This is a genomic window from Burkholderia sp. AW49-1, assembly GCF_053427845.1.
This window is the reverse complement of the sequence record NZ_JBSAXF010000006.1, coordinates 122,683-138,550: the sequence shown is the minus strand read 5'-3', so window position 1 is coordinate 138,550 and position 15,868 is coordinate 122,683. Positions and strand designations below refer to the sequence as shown.

Annotated in this window: 14 protein-coding genes; 10 read left to right on the top strand and 4 right to left on the bottom strand. The window is 68.7% G+C overall.

All coding sequences use genetic code 11. The annotated features are described in order from the left end of the window. The first annotated feature begins 2 nt into the window (after positions 1-2). The 5 genes from ACV22W_RS12325 to ACV22W_RS12305 all read left to right on the top strand — a co-directional run bounded on the left by ACV22W_RS12325 (position 3) and on the right by ACV22W_RS12305 (position 5,506). The gene (locus ACV22W_RS12325; protein WP_059698418.1) at positions 3-1,079 is read left to right on the top strand and encodes a LacI family DNA-binding transcriptional regulator; all 1,077 of its coding nucleotides are present in this window, start codon (positions 3-5) and stop codon (positions 1,077-1,079) included. Further along, a complete protein-coding gene (locus ACV22W_RS12320) occupies positions 1,076-2,098 on the top strand; it encodes an NAD(P)-dependent oxidoreductase (protein ID WP_448019468.1) in 1,023 nt (340 codons plus the stop codon). Before ACV22W_RS12325 ends, ACV22W_RS12320 begins: the two co-directional genes overlap by 4 nt. Next, positions 2,095-2,949, top strand: a complete 855-nt coding sequence (locus ACV22W_RS12315) for an amidohydrolase family protein (RefSeq protein WP_448019466.1) — start codon at positions 2,095-2,097, stop codon at positions 2,947-2,949. The genes ACV22W_RS12320 and ACV22W_RS12315 overlap by 4 nt, the downstream gene beginning before the upstream one ends. A gap of 632 nt (positions 2,950-3,581) precedes the next feature. Further along, positions 3,582-4,352: a hypothetical protein gene (locus ACV22W_RS12310; protein ID WP_448019464.1), complete on the top strand. Its 771-nt coding sequence runs from the start codon at positions 3,582-3,584 to the stop codon at positions 4,350-4,352. A gap of 20 nt (positions 4,353-4,372) precedes the next feature. Then, the gene (locus tag ACV22W_RS12305; RefSeq protein ID WP_448019462.1) at positions 4,373-5,506 is read left to right on the top strand and encodes a transporter substrate-binding and LysM peptidoglycan-binding domain-containing protein; all 1,134 of its coding nucleotides are present in this window, start codon (positions 4,373-4,375) and stop codon (positions 5,504-5,506) included. A 93-nt stretch (positions 5,507-5,599) separates the two neighbouring features. On the opposite strand, the gene ACV22W_RS12300 is transcribed toward ACV22W_RS12305, so the two are convergent. Further along, complete coding sequence (locus tag ACV22W_RS12300; protein ID WP_448019461.1) at positions 5,600-6,688, bottom strand: calcium:proton antiporter; 1,089 nt, start codon at positions 6,686-6,688, stop codon at positions 5,600-5,602. Between the two features lie 546 nt (positions 6,689-7,234). Here ACV22W_RS12300 and ACV22W_RS12295 point away from each other — a divergent pair. The 4 genes from ACV22W_RS12295 to ACV22W_RS12280 all read left to right on the top strand — a co-directional run bounded on the left by ACV22W_RS12295 (position 7,235) and on the right by ACV22W_RS12280 (position 11,806). Continuing rightward, the gene (locus ACV22W_RS12295) at positions 7,235-8,788 is read left to right on the top strand and encodes a 3-hydroxyacyl-CoA dehydrogenase (protein WP_448019459.1); all 1,554 of its coding nucleotides are present in this window, start codon (positions 7,235-7,237) and stop codon (positions 8,786-8,788) included. Between the two features lie 59 nt (positions 8,789-8,847). Then, complete coding sequence (gene paaK / locus ACV22W_RS12290; protein WP_448019457.1) at positions 8,848-10,170, top strand: phenylacetate--CoA ligase PaaK; 1,323 nt, start codon at positions 8,848-8,850, stop codon at positions 10,168-10,170. 40 nt (positions 10,171-10,210) lie between these two features. Further along, a complete protein-coding gene (locus tag ACV22W_RS12285) occupies positions 10,211-11,011 on the top strand; it encodes an enoyl-CoA hydratase-related protein (protein WP_448019456.1) in 801 nt (266 codons plus the stop codon). 120 nt (positions 11,012-11,131) lie between these two features. Then, a complete protein-coding gene (locus tag ACV22W_RS12280; protein WP_059819240.1) occupies positions 11,132-11,806 on the top strand; it encodes a MarC family protein in 675 nt (224 codons plus the stop codon). A 195-nt stretch (positions 11,807-12,001) separates the two neighbouring features. Here the strand turns inward: ACV22W_RS12280 and ACV22W_RS12275 are convergent, their stop codons facing one another. The 3 genes from ACV22W_RS12275 to ACV22W_RS12265 all read right to left on the bottom strand — a co-directional run bounded on the left by ACV22W_RS12275 (position 12,002) and on the right by ACV22W_RS12265 (position 14,881). Continuing rightward, the gene (locus tag ACV22W_RS12275; RefSeq protein WP_448019455.1) at positions 12,002-12,868 is read right to left on the bottom strand and encodes a CPBP family intramembrane glutamic endopeptidase; all 867 of its coding nucleotides are present in this window, start codon (positions 12,866-12,868) and stop codon (positions 12,002-12,004) included. A gap of 72 nt (positions 12,869-12,940) precedes the next feature. Then, positions 12,941-13,597 carry a VC0807 family protein gene (locus ACV22W_RS12270; RefSeq protein WP_448019454.1) on the bottom strand — a complete coding sequence of 219 codons (657 nt, stop codon included), beginning with the start codon at positions 13,595-13,597 and terminating at the stop codon, positions 12,941-12,943. 219 nt (positions 13,598-13,816) lie between these two features. Beyond that, positions 13,817-14,881 (bottom strand): 2,3-butanediol dehydrogenase, encoded by a 1,065-nt coding sequence (locus ACV22W_RS12265; RefSeq protein ID WP_448019719.1) that lies wholly within the window; start codon positions 14,879-14,881, stop codon positions 13,817-13,819. A gap of 494 nt (positions 14,882-15,375) precedes the next feature. Here ACV22W_RS12265 and ACV22W_RS12260 point away from each other — a divergent pair, with 494 nt between their 5' ends. Then, entirely contained in the window at positions 15,376-15,858 is a 483-nt protein-coding gene (locus ACV22W_RS12260) for a DUF3331 domain-containing protein (RefSeq protein ID WP_448019718.1), read from the top strand. Positions 15,859-15,868: the final 10 nt, after the last annotated feature.

The following is a 15,868-nucleotide window of genomic DNA, read 5'->3' as shown; positions in this document are numbered from 1 at the left end:
CATTGCAAGACGACATGAGTACGATTCAGGACGTGGCCCGTCATGCGGCCGTTTCGGTCAGCACGGTTTCGAACGTGCTCAACGGCCGCACCGATCAGATGAAGCCGGAGACGCTCGAACGCGTGAAGGCGTCGATGGATGCGCTGCAGTACCGGCCGAGCACGCTCGCGCGCCAGCTCAAGACGGGGCAGACGCCGCTCGTCGGGCTGCTGGTGCCGTCGATGGCGAATCCGATGTACGGCTACATCGCGCGCGAGATCGAGGCTTGCGCGCAGGAGCAGTACGGCCATCGCGTGCTGATCGGCAACACGTACCGCGACGCGGGCAAGGAGGCGTCGTTCTTCGACGACCTGTTCGCGCACGGCGTGCGGCGCGTGATCGTGATCTCGTCGCTCGCCGACGAAAGCCACCTCGAACGCGCGGCCGAACGCGGGATGACGGTCGTCAGCTACGACCGCCGCGCGACGCCCGGCGAGCAATCGAAGGTCGATCACGTGACGGCCGACAACGAGGCGGCCGCGCGGCTCGCGACCGCCTGTCTCGTCGCCGCGGGCCATACGCGGCTCGCGTTCGCGACGGTGGCCGGCGTCACCGTGAGCCGCAGCGACAAGATCCGCGGCTTTCTCGCGGCTGCGCGCGACGCGGGCGCCGATGCGCAAGTGCTCGACGGCGGTCCGGCGAACGAATACGGCGACGCGGTGATCGTCGAGGTCGGGCGCGCGCTCGGCGCCGCGCTCGCGGCCGATCCGGCGCGGCCGACCGGCATCGTCGCGGTCAACGACCTGTTCGCGCTGGGCCTGATGGCCGGGCTGCGCGACGGCGGATTGCGCGTGCCGGACGACGTATCGGTCGTCGGGATGGATGGTCACTTCCTGTCGGCGATCTCGTGGCCCGCGCTGACCACGGTGCAGCTGCCCGTCACGGACATGGCCGCGGAAATGGTGCGGCGCGTGATGCGGCACGACGGCGACCCGTCGGAGCCCGGGCAGTGCGTGTTCCCGGGCGTCACGCTCGTCGAGCGCGCGTCGGTCGCACCGCCGCCGCCACGTGCGGTCGAATCGGACGGAGCCCCCGCATGACGCGCGTCTACGTGACCCATCCGTCCGGGATGCTCGATTACTACTTCGGTGCGAAGGCGCTGCGCGCGCTGCGGGCGATCGCGGACGTCACGTGCAATCCGCTCGATCGCGAGCTCGGCACGGACGAACTGATCGCCGCCGCCCAGGGGTGCGACGCGATGATCGCGTACCGGCAGACGCCGGCGCCGCGCGCGCTGTTCGCGGGGCTGCCCGCGCTCGCCGCGTTCCTGCGTTGCGCGGTCGACATTCGTACCGTCGACGTCGACGCGGCGAGCGAATTCGGCGTGCTGGTCACGCAGGCGAGCCCCGGTTTCGGGCCGGCCGTCGCCGAGTGGGTGATCGGCGCGATGATCGACCTCGCGCGCGGTATCGGCGCGTACGCCGATGCGTACCACCGCGGCACGCCGCCGCTGCCGCGGATGGGCCGCGAATTGCGCGGCGGCACGCTGGGCGTGGTCGGCTATGGACAGATCGCGCGCCATCTCGCGCCGATCGCGACGGCGTTCGGGATGCGCGTGCTCGTCTGCGATCCGTACGTGCGGGTCGACACGCCGTCGATCGAACAGGTCGATCGCGCGACCTTGCTGCGCGGCGCGGATTATGTCGTGTGCCTCGCGCCGGCGACGCCCGCTACCGCGAACCTGTTCGATGCCGGTGCGTTCGCCGCGATGAAGCCGGGCGCGTGCTTCGTCAATGCGTCGCGCGGCGAGCTCGTCGACGAGCAGGCGCTGGCCGACGCGCTCGACAGCGGCCGGCTGGCCGGTTGCGCGCTCGATGTCGGCCGCGCGACCGACCAGATGCCGACGCCCGCGCTCGCCGCGCATCCGCGCGTGATCGCCACGCCGCATATCGGCGGACTGACGCGGCCGGCGGTCGAGCATCAGGCGCTGGAGACGGTCGAACAACTCGCCGCGCTGCTCGACGCACGCGTGCCGGACGGCGCGGTCAACGCCGTGCACGCGATGCGGCTCACACGCTGGCGGTCGGCCGATGCATCGGCCGCGCCGGGCGCACGATGACGCACGGCCGCACCGGCGCGCGGCCGTCGCCCGCATGCGATTGCCATATTCATATTTACGACGATGCATATCCGCTCGCGCCGACGGCGACGTTCCGGCCGCCGCATGCACCGGTGGAGGCGTATCGCCGCGTGCAACGGGCGCTCGGCCTTGCGCGCGTGGTCGTCGTGCAGCCGACCGGATACGGGTTCGACAACCGCTGCACGCTCGATGCGCTGGCCGCGCTCGGCCCGCAGGCGCGTGGCGTCGCGACGTTGCCGGTCGACGTGCCGGACGCCGAACTCGAGCGGCTGCACGCAGGCGGCATCCGCGGCGTGCGGTTCATGACGCTGTCGGGTGGCGTCGCGCGATGGGACGAGCTCGAGCGGATGGCCGCGCGGATCGCGCCGCTCGGCTGGCACATCGACGTGCAGCTCGATGGCCGGACGCTGCCCGACGTCGAATCGATGCTGACGTCGTTGCCGGCGCGTGTCGTGATCGATCACACGGGCAAGTTCCTGACGCCGGTGACGCCGGATGCGCCGGCGTTCGTCGCATTGCGGCGCCTGCTGGATTGCGGCCACGTTTGGGTGAAGCTGTCCGCGCCTTACGAGACTTCGCGATCCGGTGCGCCCGGTTACGACGACGTCGCACGCCTTGCCACCGTGCTCGCGCGCGAGCATTCGGCGCGCTGCGTGTGGGGTAGCAACTGGCCGCATCCGAACGCGTCGCCGGTGCCCGACGACGCGAACCTGCTCGGCTGGATGCGCGCCTGTGCGGCGGACGAGGCGGTCGGCCGCGCGTTGCTCGTCGACAATCCGGCCGTGCTGTACGGGTTCGATGCGGACGCCTCGATCGGCGCCGAGACGTAAGCTCACGGCGGCCGGCCGCGGGCCGCGCTTCGATGGAAATCGATCCCGACCGAGCGCGCCGAGTCGCGGCGTCGGCAACATCCTTACTGTTCGGAAAGCTGACGTGCCGCGCACGCTTTCGATCGAGAAAGGGCAACGCGCCGCGCCGACCGCTTGACGCTGCATGCCGGTCGGCGCAGGATACGTGCGTGCATTTGGAGCGGGGTGCGCTGGCCGCGCGTTCCCGCATCAGCGACGCGCACAAGAACAACGATGAGCCTTCACGCACTCGTACCGGAATCCCGGCGCAGCAGCCACTGGCCCGCCGGAATCACGATTTCCCCGACGCCCGTCGCGTCACGTATCCGTCATCCCGTTTCGTACCGTGCATCGGTACACTTTCCCGTCCGCGCGCCGTCCGCGACGATGAGCTGTGCCGATCGGCGCTGCCGCGTCGCACGCCAGCCTGTCGCGCCCGAATACCGTATCGCGCATGACGCTTACACCGGCGCCTCGTGACGCCGCCGCCACGCGTCCACGCATGGTGCCGTCGACCGTCCCGCGCGCGCGGCGGCACCGGAGTCCGAAGCATTTCGATTGAGCAGACGCAGCTTACGCACGCAGTTCAGTTCGAGGTTCAAGGAGAAAAACTCATGTCGCAGCTTTCGAATGAAGCAAACGGCAGTTCGGGGAGTGGCAAGGCAAAGCTGATCAAATGGGCGATCATCATCGCCGGCGTCGCGATCGCGGCACCGGCCGCGCTGTTCATCCTGAAGGGGATGATCGCGCTGATCACGGCGGCCGTGATCGGCCTCGGGGCGATCTATTTCGCGCCGGTCGTCGCGATGAAGTTCGCGAACCAGAAGGTGAAGATGATCGTCGAGGAAGCGCAGTCGAATCCGATCGAGACGCTCATCAACCAGCTCGCGGAAAAGCGCCAGGCAGCGCAGAAATTCGCGGACAGCATCACTGCGTTCCGCACCGAAGTGAAGAACTTCGAGAACAAGACCGAGCTGTTCGAGAAGCAGTATCCGGAGGACGCGCCGCGCTTTCGCGCGCAGCTCGACACGATGAAGCAGCTGCTCGCGTTTCGCGAAAGCCGCTACAAGCAGGTGCAGGCGGAACTGAAGAATTTCGCGTCCGCGATCGATCGCGCGAAGGCGATGTGGGACATGTCGCAGGCGGCGCAGCACATGAACAAGCTCGCTGGCCGGCAGACCGCCGATACGTTCGAGCAGATCAAGACCGACGTGGCCGTCGATTCGGTGATGCGCTCGGTGAACAAGGCATTTTCCGAAATGGAGACGTCGCTGCTGGACAATCCCGAGGTCAAGCAGGCGCAACAGCAGGCGGTGATGAGCGGCACGCCCGTGCCCGGCCCCGATGCGGCACAGGCCGCTGCATTGCCGTCGAAACAACAATAACCTCCCGCAGGCACGCAACCATGAAAAAACTTCTCGGTGCAGTCGTGTTTCTGGTGGTGCTCGTCGGCGTATGGATCGTCCATCAGGGCGGCCTGTCGACACTGATTCCCGCGCACGATGCGGCGCCCGGCGCGACGTCCGCGCAGGCAGGCGACGCAGGCCAGCCCGCGCCGCCGTCGACGTCGGGCAACGTGCTGCCGGCCGGCTTCACGCCGCAGGCGAGCACGCTGAAATCGATCGCCGAAAACGGCGTCGTGCGAGTCTCGGTGCAGAACCCGAGCGAGCCGTTCTTCGGCGAGGACAAGGGCGCGCCGCACGGCTTCAACGTCGAATTCGCGCGGCTGCTGTTCTCGGATCCGTCGTTCTCGCACGGCGGCAAGCCGGTCGTCGTCGATACGCGTCACGAAGTCGACACGTACCCGGGCGTGCCCAAGCAACTGCTCGACACCGACGCGAAGGGCAACCATGTCGTCGACGTCGCGATGGACGGGCTGACCTTCCCGGACAACACGCCGGCGGGCGTCGTCTACTCGGTGCCGTACGTCGACGATTTCGGCTATTCGCTGATCGTGCGGCAAGGCTCCGCGATCCGCTCGGCCGACGATCTGGCCGGCAAGACGGTCGGTATCCTGAAGGGCGACCCGGACGTGCGTGCATTCGTCACGCGCCAGTATCCGAACGTCCGGTTCGTCGAGGTTGACGATTCCGACCCGGCGTTCATCGCGAAGAGCCTCGACGGCCATGCGGTCGACGCGTTCATCTACGACTATCCGTTCGCGGTCAGCTCGATCAAGGGCACCGACCTGAAGTTCGCGGTGACCAAGCTCGACGGCTCGAACATCGCGTACAAGATCGGCGTGCGTGCCGACGACCAGGACCTGCTGATCTACCTGAACGCCGCGATCGCGAAGCTCAAGCAGTCGCCGCAGTATCTGGACTTGCTGCGCAAGTACTTCGTCAGCGACCAGGCGATGACGACCGCGGCCGCGTCGGGCGAAAAGACGTATGTGGTGAAGGCGGGCGACACGCTGAACATGATCGCGGCGAGCAAGCTCGGCAGCGGCCAGCGCTATCGCGAGATCCAGCGCCGCAACAACCTCGCGAACCCGAACCTGATCCTGGCTGGCCAGCATCTCGTGATTCCGGTCCGGTAGGCGCGGCGTGAAGCGAAGAAGGTGAAGCGGGGAAGATGAAGCACGGCGCGCGGCAAGGCGACTCGTTTTCGCCGTGCCGCGCGCCGTTTTGCGTCAGTGCGTGATCGACAGGAACAGGTAGGCCGCGAACAGCGACAAATGCACGACACCGTGCAGCACCGTCGTGCGTCCCTGGCTGAGCGTCAGCGTGCTGACCAGCAGCGTCAGCGACAGCAGCACGGTTTCCATCGCGCCGATGCCGAGCGTGAGCGGCTGGCCGACCCAGATGAACACGGCCGCGACGGTCGGAATCGTGAGCCCGATGCTCGCGAGCGCCGAGCCGAGCGCGAGGTTCATGCTGGTCTGCAAACGATTCGCGCGGGCGGCGGTGACGGCCGCGAGCCCTTCGGGCAGCAGCACGAGCGCGGCGATCACGATGCCGACCGCCGCTTCCGGCGCGCCGAGTTTCATCACCGCATGCTCGACGGCCGGCGACAGCAGCTTAGCGAGCAGCACGACCGCGACGAGGCTCGCGAACAGCAGCACGAGGCTGATCAGCGCGGTACGGCTGCTCGGCGGCGCCGCGTGCACCGATTCGTTCGCGCTGTCATGCTCGGTGAGGAAGTAATCGCGGTGGCGGACGGTCTGCACGAATACGAATGCGCCGTACAGCACGAGCGACGATACGCCGGCAAACGCAAGTTGCGATTTCGAAAAGAACGGGCCCGGCGCGGCGTTCAGGTAGTTCGGCATCACGAGCGACAGCACCGACAGCGACGCGAGCACCGCGAGCGCCTTGCTGGCGCCGCGTCCCTGGAAATCCTGTTCGCCGTGCTTCCACGCACCGACCAGCAGGCAGAGGCCGACGATGCCGTTGCAGATGATCATGACGGCGGCGAACACGGTGTCGCGCGCGAGGCCCGATTTCTCGGGGCCCGCGCCGAGCATCACCGACACGATCAGCGCGACTTCGATGACGGTCACGGCGACCGCGAGCACGAGCGTGCCGAACGGCTCGCCGACGCGGTGCGCGACGACTTCGGCATGGTGGACGGCGGCGAACACGGCGCCGGCGAGCGCGGCGGCGAACACGGCGATGACGAGGCCTTCGGCCGGCACGACGCGCGACAGCGCGAGTACCAGCCATGCGGCAAGCGGAGCCCAGAGGGTCCAGCGCGGGAGCTGGTTGGACGAAAGCGGCATGGACGGTTTCCTATGCGAGTGGCGGCACGCGATGCGCCGTCACGGGTTGACGAAGCCCGGCCGGATGATCCGCCGAACGAGGACGATGAAGCTGATGCACGGCAACACGGAGCTGCGCTGCCTCGGGTTCGCCGCCGTGAGGCGACGAGGGGCGCGGGCGGGCCGAGGCCCGTCGCTGGATGAAACGGTTCGATGCGACCGAGTGCCGAAGGCGGGGCGCTTGCACGTAACGACAGGCGTGCCGGCGGGACTGAACCAACCCCGAAAGGGTGCGGACGATGGACGGCAACGGCGTGACACGCGGTTTCCCCCTGAATTCCGGCGAATTGTCGAATTTTATCAGGCGTTCGGGGGGCGCTATCTCATATTCGAACGCTTTCATTGACCTTTCGGTTCGAAAAAAGTGCCCGGATTTTCGATTTTTTTGGGTTTTACAGTTTCCGTAACGGTCTCTTGCACGACAAATTCGGGCTCGCCCTGACATAAATCTACCGACCGGTCGGTTTATAATCGCTCGCACTTCCACTTCATGACGGATCGCAAGCGATGGCTGTTTCTTCTGCACATTCGGTGAATTCGGGCGCGTTGGCGCAATCGGCGGTCGTCGGCGTGATCGGTGCGGGCGCGATGGGCGCGGGCATCGCGCAGGTTGCCGCGGCGGCCGGCCATGCGGTGCTGCTGTACGACCTGAACGAAGCCGCGTGCGACAAGGCGCTGGCCGGCATCCGCGCGCAGTTCGCGCGGCTCGCGGAGAAGGGCCGTCTCGAGCCGGCGCAAGCGGAGGCGGCCGGCAGCCGGATTCGCGCGGTGCGCGCGCTCGACGAGTTCGCCGGCGCGGCGCTCATCGTCGAGGCGGCGGCCGAGCGGCTCGACGTGAAGCGCGAGATCTTCGCGACGCTCGAGCGCCATGTCGACGATCGCTGCGTGCTGGCGACCAACACGTCGTCGATCTCGATCACGTCGATCGCGGCCGGGCTGCGCGCGCCGCAGCGCGTGGCCGGCCTGCATTTCTTCAATCCGGCGCCGCTGATGGCGCTCGTCGAGGTGGTCAGCGGGCTCGCGACCGCGCCGGAAGTCGCGCGGGCGCTGTACGACACGGCCGCCGCGTGGGGCAAGCGGCCGGTGCTGGCGAAGTCGACGCCGGGCTTCATCGTGAACCGCGTCGCGCGGCCGTATTACGCGGAGGCGCTGCGCGTGCTGAACGAGCAGGGCGGCACGCCGGCCTCGATCGATGCCGTGATGCGCGAAGCCGGCGGCTTCCGGATGGGGCCGTTCGAGCTGATGGACCTGATCGGCCACGACGTGAACTTCGCGGTGACCGAGTCGGTGTTTCGCGCTTACTTCAATGACCCGCGCTACACGCCGTCGCTGATCCAGCAGGAACTCGTGAACGCAGGCTTCCTCGGACGCAAGTCGGGCCGCGGCTTCTATTCATATGCCGACGGCGCGACGCCGCCCGCGCCCGAGCTCGAAGCGCAGCGCGATGCGCCGGCCGACGTCGCGCTGTTCGCGCAGGACGGCCCCGCCGCCGCGCTGCACGCACGCTTTGCCGAACGTATCGCGGGCGCGCGGCAGAGCGGCGCGCATGCCGACGAACTGCTGGCCGTGGCCGGCCGCGCGTCGATCGCGCTGACCGACGGCCGCACCGCGACGGTGCGCGCCGCGCAAACGGGCGTGGCCGACCTCGTGCTCGTCGATCTCGCGCGCGATTACGCGCAGGCCGGGCTGGTCGCGCTGACGCGCGCGCTGCAGTGCAGCGACGCGGCCTATGCGGATGCGGTCGGGCTGTTCCAGCAAGCGGGTTTTCGCGTCGTCGGCGTCGCCGACGTGCCGGGCATGGTCGCGATGCGCACCGTCGCGATGCTCGCGAACGAGGCGGCCGACACGGTGAACCAGGGCGTGTGCTCGCCCGCCGATCTCGATCTCGCGATGGAGAAGGGCGTGAACTACCCGTGCGGCCCGCTCGCGTGGGCCGATGCGATCGGCATCGGCCGCGTGCATCGCGTGCTGTCGAACCTCGCGGCGAGCTACGGCGAGGACCGCTATCGCGTGTCGCCGCGCATCGCCGCGCTGCGCGCGGCCGGCCGCACGTTCCGCTAGCCGCCGGCAGCCGCATCCCGATCACGATAACGACATCACTCCATTGGAGGAGCACCCTGATGACTCACCCGACGCATCCCGCCGCCGCCCTCGAGCCGATCGAGACCGCCAGCCGCGACGAATTGCAGGCGCTGCAGCTCGAGCGCCTCAAGTGGTCGCTGCGCCACGCGTACGACAACGTCCCGCACTATCGCCGCACGTTCGACGCGGCCGGCGTGCATCCGGACGACCTGAAGACGCTCGCCGACCTCGCGAAATTCCCGTTCTCGACCAAGCACGACCTGCGCGACAACTATCCGTTCGGGCTGTTCGCGGTGCCGCGCGAGCAGGTCGTGCGCGTGCATGCGTCGAGCGGCACGACCGGCAAGCCGACGGTGGTCGGCTACACCGCGCGCGACATCGACACCTGGGCGAACGTGACCGCGCGTTCGATCCGCGCGGCCGGCGGCCGCCCGGGCGACACGCTGCACAACGCGTTCGGCTACGGGCTCTTCACGGGCGGCCTCGGGATTCACTACGGCGCGGAGCGGCTCGGCTGCATGGTCGTGCCGATGTCGGGCGGGCAGACCGAGAAACAGGTGCAGCTGATCCGCGATTTCGAGCCGAAGATCATCCTCGTCACGCCGTCGTACATGCTGAACCTGATCGACGAGATGGTGCGGCAGGGCATGGACCCGGCCGAGTCGTCGCTGAAGATCGGCATCTTCGGCGCGGAGCCGTGGACGCAGGCGCTGCGCGAGGAGGTGGAGACGCGTGTGGGCATCGACGCGCTCGACATCTACGGGCTGTCGGAAGTGATGGGGCCGGGCGTCGCGTGTGAATGCGTGGAGACGAAGGACGGCCCGGTGATCTGGGAAGACCATTTCTATCCGGAGATCATCGATCCCGTGACCGGCGAAGTGCTGCCGGACGGCAGCGAGGGCGAGCTCGTGTTCACGTCGCTGACGAAGGAAGCGATGCCGGTGATCCGCTATCGCACGCGCGACCTCACCACGCTGCTGCCGCCGACCGCGCGCGCGATGCGCCGGCTCGCGAAGATCACGGGCCGCTCCGACGACATGCTGATCGTGCGCGGGGTGAACGTGTTCCCGAGCCAGATCGAGGAAATCGTCGTCGCGCAGACGAAGCTGTCGGGCCAGTTCCAGATCACGATCTCGCGCGACGGCCACATGGACCGGCTCGATCTCGCGGTCGAGCTGCGCTCCGAGGCCGCCGCGTGCGTGACCGACGGCGACCGCGCGGCGATCGCGCGCGAACTGCAGCACCGGATCAAGACGATGGTCGGCGTGTCGGCGGGCGTGACGGTGCTCGGCGCGGGCGGCATTCCCGCAAGCGCGACCGGCAAGGCCCGGCGCGTGATCGACCGCCGGCAGGCCGCCTGAGTTTCGCCGTTCCCTGTTCTACCCCGAGGAAACCTGTTCGATGGATGGATTGAAGACCCTGGCCGTCGCCGTCGATGCGCGCGGCATCGCGACCGTCGCGCTGCAGCGCGGCGACGTGCTCAACGCGTTCGACGAGACGATGATCGCCGAGCTGACCGACGCGTTCACGACGCTCGGCGGGCGCGACGACGTGCGCGCGATCGTATTGCGTTCGGACGGCCGCGCGTTCTGCGCGGGCGCCGACCTGCAGTGGATGCAGCGCGCGAGCGCGAACGACGCGGCCGCGAATTTGCGCGATGCCGAGCGGTTCGCCGCGATGATGCGGGCGATCCGGCAGTGCCCGAAGCCGACGGTCGCCCGCGTGCAGGGGCACGCGTTCGGCGGCGGCGTCGGCCTGTGCGCGGCGTGCGACATCGTGATCGCGAGCGATCACGCGCGCTTCTCGGTCAGCGAGGCCCGTTTCGGGATCCTGCCGTCGGTGATCGGCCCGTATCTGGTCGAGGCGGTCGGCCAGCGCCAGGCGCGCCGGCTCGCGCTGACCGCGACGCAGATCGCGGCCGGCGAGGCCGTCGCGATCGGGCTGATCCACCAGGCCGTGCCGCCCGACGCACTCGACGCGGCGCTCGACAAGACGCTCGCCGAACTGGGCCGCAATGGCCCGAACGCGCTGATGGAGATCAAGCGCTTTTTCGACGCGATCGGCGAGTATCCGCCGTCGGACGAACGCGCGGCGTTCACCGCACAGACGATCTCCCGCGTGCGGGCGACGCCGGAAGCGAAGGAAGGCTTCGCCGCGTTCTTCGCGAAGCGGCCGCCGGCGTGGGAGCCGGTCGCCGAGTAAGGGCGTGGCGCGGCCCGTCGGGACCGGGGCGCGATTTGCGTCGCGGGCGCGGGCGCGTGCTCTACAATGCGTGACCCCCGGCGCGCCGCCGGCCCAGCCCCGACCGTTTCCTCGCTTCCGATGATCGTCAACCGCCTTATCTCCGAGATCCTGTTCGGCTTCACCGGCCTGATCGGCATCATCAATCCGATCGGCATCGCGTTCCTGTTTCTCGAACGCACCGAGGCGCTGACCGAGCACGAGCGGAACCTGCTGGCGAAGAAGGTGGCGTTCAACGCGTTCATCGTGTTGCTGGTCGCGTTCTTCGCCGGCACGCCGGTGCTGCATTTCTTCGGGATTTCGATGGAAGCGCTGCGGATCGGCGGCGGTTTCGCGGTCGCCGTCGCGGGCTGGCAGATGCTGAACGAGCCTGACGGCCCGGCGGGCGGCGGCGATACGCCGATCAAGCCGATCAATGCGAACGCGATCATGACCCGCGCGTTCTTTCCGCTGACCGTGCCGCTGACGGTCGGCCCCGGCTCGATCGCCACCGCGATCGCGCTGAACGCGAACCGCACGCACAAGCTGTCGGAATTCATGCTGTCGAGCATCGTGTCGATCGCGGTTTCCGCGCTCGTCGCGGTCGTGATCTGGCTGACCTACAGCCGTGCCGCGCTGCTGTCGCGTTATCTCGGCACCGAAGGCACCAAGGTCGCGAAGCGCGTGTCGGCGTTCCTGCTGCTGTGCATCGGCGTGCAGATCATGCTGACGGGCTTCTCCGAATTCCTGCAGCCGCTCGCCGACCAGATCAAGTAACTCCGTTCGTCATTCGACGCGCAACCCGGACCCGAGCAATGCATCCGGGCCGCGTGGGCGCGTTCGTCCGTCCGGCCTTGGCGGGTAGCGCGCGAGTGCACCGCGACGCGTTTGCGCGCCGCGGGATACCATGCGACGTCCGGCGGAAGCGTGCCCCGGCGTTCGTGCCCGGCGCGGCGCCGCCGCGCACGGCGTTCAGCGCGCGGCGGCGAGCATCGGGTAGGTGAACAGCCCGAAGTGGATCGCGTTCAGCCCCGCATGCGCGAGCGCGGACGCGAGCAGCCCGCCGCGCCGCCAGGCGAGGCCATAGCCGATGCCGGCCACCGTGCCGAGCACGATCCAGGGCCAGCCGCCGGCCGCGTGCGCGGCGCCGAACAGCACCGCGCCGATCGCAAGCGCGGCCCATGGCCCCCAGCCGAACCGGCCGAGCACGCGCGTGAGTCCACCCTGCACGTAACCGCGGAACAGCGCTTCCTCGGCGAGCGTGACGAGCAGCACGTTGTTGACGAGCCACATCCAGCCCGACGCCGGCCATTTCGGTGCCCAGCCGACCATCCCGAAGGCGAGCGCGCCGGCCAGGCAGGCCGCCGCCGTCGCGATGGCCGCCACGGCACCGGTGCGCAGCGCGCGCGCCGGCGGGACGTCGGGCGCGATCCACGGCAGCGCCCATAGCAGCCACAGGCCGACGAGCGGCTTGTCGAAATTCAGGTACATCGTGAACGGCACGGCATCCGGCGTGAAACGTGTCGGCTCGATCACGCGCGGATTGTGGAAGCCGGGAATCAGGTGCAGGCTCAGCGCGATCGCGAGCGCGGCAAACGCGACGTGCGCGACGATCCGCACCGCGAACGGACGGCCCGGCGCGACGCCCCAGGCCGCGGCCACGAGCAGCGCGAGCGGCGCCAGCACGATCGGCTCGAGCTTGCCGAACGCCAGCGCAGCGGCATAGCCGAGCGCGGCAAGGGCGATGCTCAGGCTGTGCAGCGGGCGCTGCCACGCGAATGCGGCGGCCGCGAAGAGCGCGAGCCAGATCGTGGCACACGGGAGAAGCGAGAGAGACATGGGGCGATGCAGGGTCGGACGAAACGCCGCGCATCATACCCCAGCGGCCGTGACATGCCGCGGGTTGGGCGGTCAGCGACCGGCGATTTCGGTGATGCCGTCTCGGCCAGGGATGTCGACGCGGTTGCGCTCGCGCATTCGCCGCCGGTACCAGAAGGTCCACAGCAGCAGCGTGCCGAACACCGTGTAGCCCATGATCGGCGACACGACGAGCACGCGCTCGACGGGCCAGGTGACGACCATCCACAGGCGCAGCAGCATCTCGAGCGTCATGCACGCGCCCCACACGAAGGTCATCAGCCGCAGCATCTGGCGCAGCCCCGGCTGCTCGGCCCAGACCGTCTCGAAACGCGCGGCGCCGCCGGCCATCTCGCGGGCCACCGTCGCGCGCGCGAGATAGAAGATCAGCGGACGATCGCGGAACAACGACAGCAGGAACACGACGCCGATCGTGCCGGACGCGAGCGATTCGCGCATCAGCAGCGTGCGCGCGCTGCCGCCGAGCGCCATGCCGGCGAGCGACAGCGCGATGCCGAGCAGCACGATGGCGGCCACCGCATCGATGCGGCGGGAGCGGATGAATTCGACGATGGACCAGACGATGGGTGGAATCGCCGACGCATACAGCGCGCCGGTTTCGCCGAAATATGGATGTGCTACCCGGTATGCGACCCAGGGCAGCAGCAGGTTGACGACGAGTTCGAGGATCAGGCCGGCTCGTGGTTTCACGGAAGCGGGCGCGCGGGCGGCGCGCGGGGCGGTGATGTCGCTTCGAGTATATCGAAGTCCGACCCCGCGCGCCCGCGCCGGTGCCGTTGTGCGCGCACCGAAAACGGGCGGGAACATGTGCCGGTCGGCCGGCCGTTTCGGCCGCGGCAGGGCTGCCCCGGCCCCGTTCGACGCCGCGTCCGTCCGGCACGCGGCAGTCGCCGGCCGGTCCCCGGTTCGTCAGGCGGTCGCGGGCTGGACGATGATCTTCACGTTCCGGTCCTTGTGGTTGACCAGTTCCTCGAAGCCGTGCGTGACGATGTCGCCGAGATTGATGCGTCCGGTGATCAGCGGCTGCACGTCGATGCGGCCGTCCGCGATGAAGCGGATCACGTCCGCGAATTCGCCGTTGTACGCGAGCGAGCCGATCACTTCCTTCTCGGTCGACACGATGTCGAAGAAGTTGAACGACGTCGGCTCCTCGAAGATGCCGACCATCACCGATTTGCCGGCCTTGCGGATCACGTCGATCGCGAGCTGCGCGGTGGCCGTGTGGCCGATGCACTCGAACGACACGTCGGCACCGTAGCCGCCCGTCAGCGCCTTGACTTCCGCGATCGCGTCGGACGCCTTCGGGTCGATCACGACCGTCGCGCCGACTTCCAGCGCCTTCTGCTTGCGCGCGGCCGACATTTCCAGCGCGATCACGCGTCCGGCGCCCGCGGCCTTCGCGCACATGATCGTGCAGAGACCGATCGTGCCGGCGCCGACCACGACGACGGTCTGGCCGACGATGTTGCCGGCCTTCTTCACCGCATGCAGCCCGACCGCAAGCGGCTCGATCAGCGCGCCGGCCTCGGTCGGGAAGTCGTCGGGCAGCTTGTACAGCAGTTCGGCCGGCACGTTGACGAATTCGGCGAATGCGCCGTTGTTCATCAGCCCGGTGAATGCCAGGTTCTCGCAGATGTTGTACAACCCGTGCCGGCAATACCAGCAGGTGCCGCAATGCTGGCACGCGTCGGCCGTCACGCGCTCGCCGACCGCGAAGCCCGACACGCCGGCGCCGAGCGCCGCGATTTCGCCGCTGAATTCGTGGCCGAGGATGCACTGGCCCTTCAGGCCCGTCAGCGGGTGCGGCGCGTCCACGGGGATGAACACGGGCCCGGCGACATACTCGTGCAGGTCGGAGCCGCAGATCCCGCACCAGTGCACGCGGATCTGGACCCAGCCGGCCGGCGGATGCGCCGGAACGGGAACCTCCTCGACGCGGATGTCGTTGCGGCCGTGCCAGACGGCGGCCTTCATGCTGGGAGCGGTGTTCGGTGCCGGTGTACTCACGTTGCTGTCTCCGTCAGGTTGTCGTCGGACGCGCGGCAGGGGGCCGGCGCGTCCGTCGCGCGATTGCGCGAGCGATCGACATGCAGGAATGGGGCCAGCCCGAATCGGTGGTCGGGGGGTGACGGAGCGGGAGGGGCGGTGTGCGGTGCAGCAGCGGGTCCTGCGCCAATATCAGGGCGTGCAGAACGAATCGCGCGTGAAATTTGCTGCGCGTGCAACGATTGGGACGGGTGAGACGCCGGGACATTCGTCTCAGCCGGTTGAGACGAAACGCGAGACGCGTGGCTGGGTCGATGCCGCCGCCACCGCCGTCGTGCCGGTCCATTGTGCCGATCAGCGAAACGCATCGTTGCGCGCGCCACCCCTTTACTTGAAGTTAACTTCAATTTGTATCATCTGCGGCAATTCGAACGGCCGAGCGCGGCGCGGCTCGTTTCAATCTTCACGGAATGTCGTCCAGCATGCCAAACCTCATCGAAAGCCTGATCTGCGAGTACGTGTCGTACCACATGCTGGTAGCCGACGAGCGGGACGCGATGCCGTTGCCGGCAGCGGTCGGGACGGCCCGGCAGTCGGAGCGCGCCGCTCGAGCGCCGTCTGCGGAGCCTGTCGCACCTGGCGCTTCACCGTTGCGGCCGCAACTGTTCGTGTCGGTTCTGGAAGCTGGCGACGACGGTTTGCTGGTGCGCTGGAGCGAAAGCGGGCGCTGCCATTACGGCGAGCAACGCTGGCGCTTGCGTGTCGCGTTGCAGGCGGGCCGCTGCGCGATCTCCGGCCAGGCGATCGAGCCGGGCGAACCGGTGTATCGCCCGGTGCGGCGGCCGGTGCCCGTCAACGGCGACGAGATGATCCACCCCGCGTCGGTGCCGCCCGCGGCCAGCGCCGCGTGTCACGTTGCGCCAGCCTGCGCGGAGGCGACGGATCCGGTCGACGCCCTGGGCTGAGCGCGACCGG

Excerpts from the sequence above, each read along its gene's own strand:
- ACV22W_RS12320 (WP_448019468.1), top strand. The coding sequence starts at position 1,076 with ATGACGCGCGTCTACGTGACCCATCCGTCCGGGATGCTCGATTACTAC.
- ACV22W_RS12315 (WP_448019466.1), top strand. The coding sequence starts at position 2,095 with ATGACGCACGGCCGCACCGGCGCGCGGCCGTCGCCCGCATGCGATTGC.
- ACV22W_RS12310 (WP_448019464.1), top strand. The coding sequence starts at position 3,582 with ATGTCGCAGCTTTCGAATGAAGCAAACGGCAGTTCGGGGAGTGGCAAG.
- ACV22W_RS12305 (WP_448019462.1), top strand. The coding sequence starts at position 4,373 with ATGAAAAAACTTCTCGGTGCAGTCGTGTTTCTGGTGGTGCTCGTCGGC.
- ACV22W_RS12300 (WP_448019461.1), bottom strand. The coding sequence starts at position 6,688 with ATGCCGCTTTCGTCCAACCAGCTCCCGCGCTGGACCCTCTGGGCTCCG.
- ACV22W_RS12295 (WP_448019459.1), top strand. The coding sequence starts at position 7,235 with ATGGCTGTTTCTTCTGCACATTCGGTGAATTCGGGCGCGTTGGCGCAA.
- paaK (WP_448019457.1), top strand. The coding sequence starts at position 8,848 with ATGACTCACCCGACGCATCCCGCCGCCGCCCTCGAGCCGATCGAGACC.
- ACV22W_RS12285 (WP_448019456.1), top strand. The coding sequence starts at position 10,211 with ATGGATGGATTGAAGACCCTGGCCGTCGCCGTCGATGCGCGCGGCATC.
- ACV22W_RS12280 (WP_059819240.1), top strand. The coding sequence starts at position 11,132 with ATGATCGTCAACCGCCTTATCTCCGAGATCCTGTTCGGCTTCACCGGC.
- ACV22W_RS12275 (WP_448019455.1), bottom strand. The coding sequence starts at position 12,868 with ATGTCTCTCTCGCTTCTCCCGTGTGCCACGATCTGGCTCGCGCTCTTC.
- ACV22W_RS12265 (WP_448019719.1), bottom strand. The coding sequence starts at position 14,881 with ATGAAGGCCGCCGTCTGGCACGGCCGCAACGACATCCGCGTCGAGGAG.
- ACV22W_RS12260 (WP_448019718.1), top strand. The coding sequence starts at position 15,376 with ATGCCAAACCTCATCGAAAGCCTGATCTGCGAGTACGTGTCGTACCAC.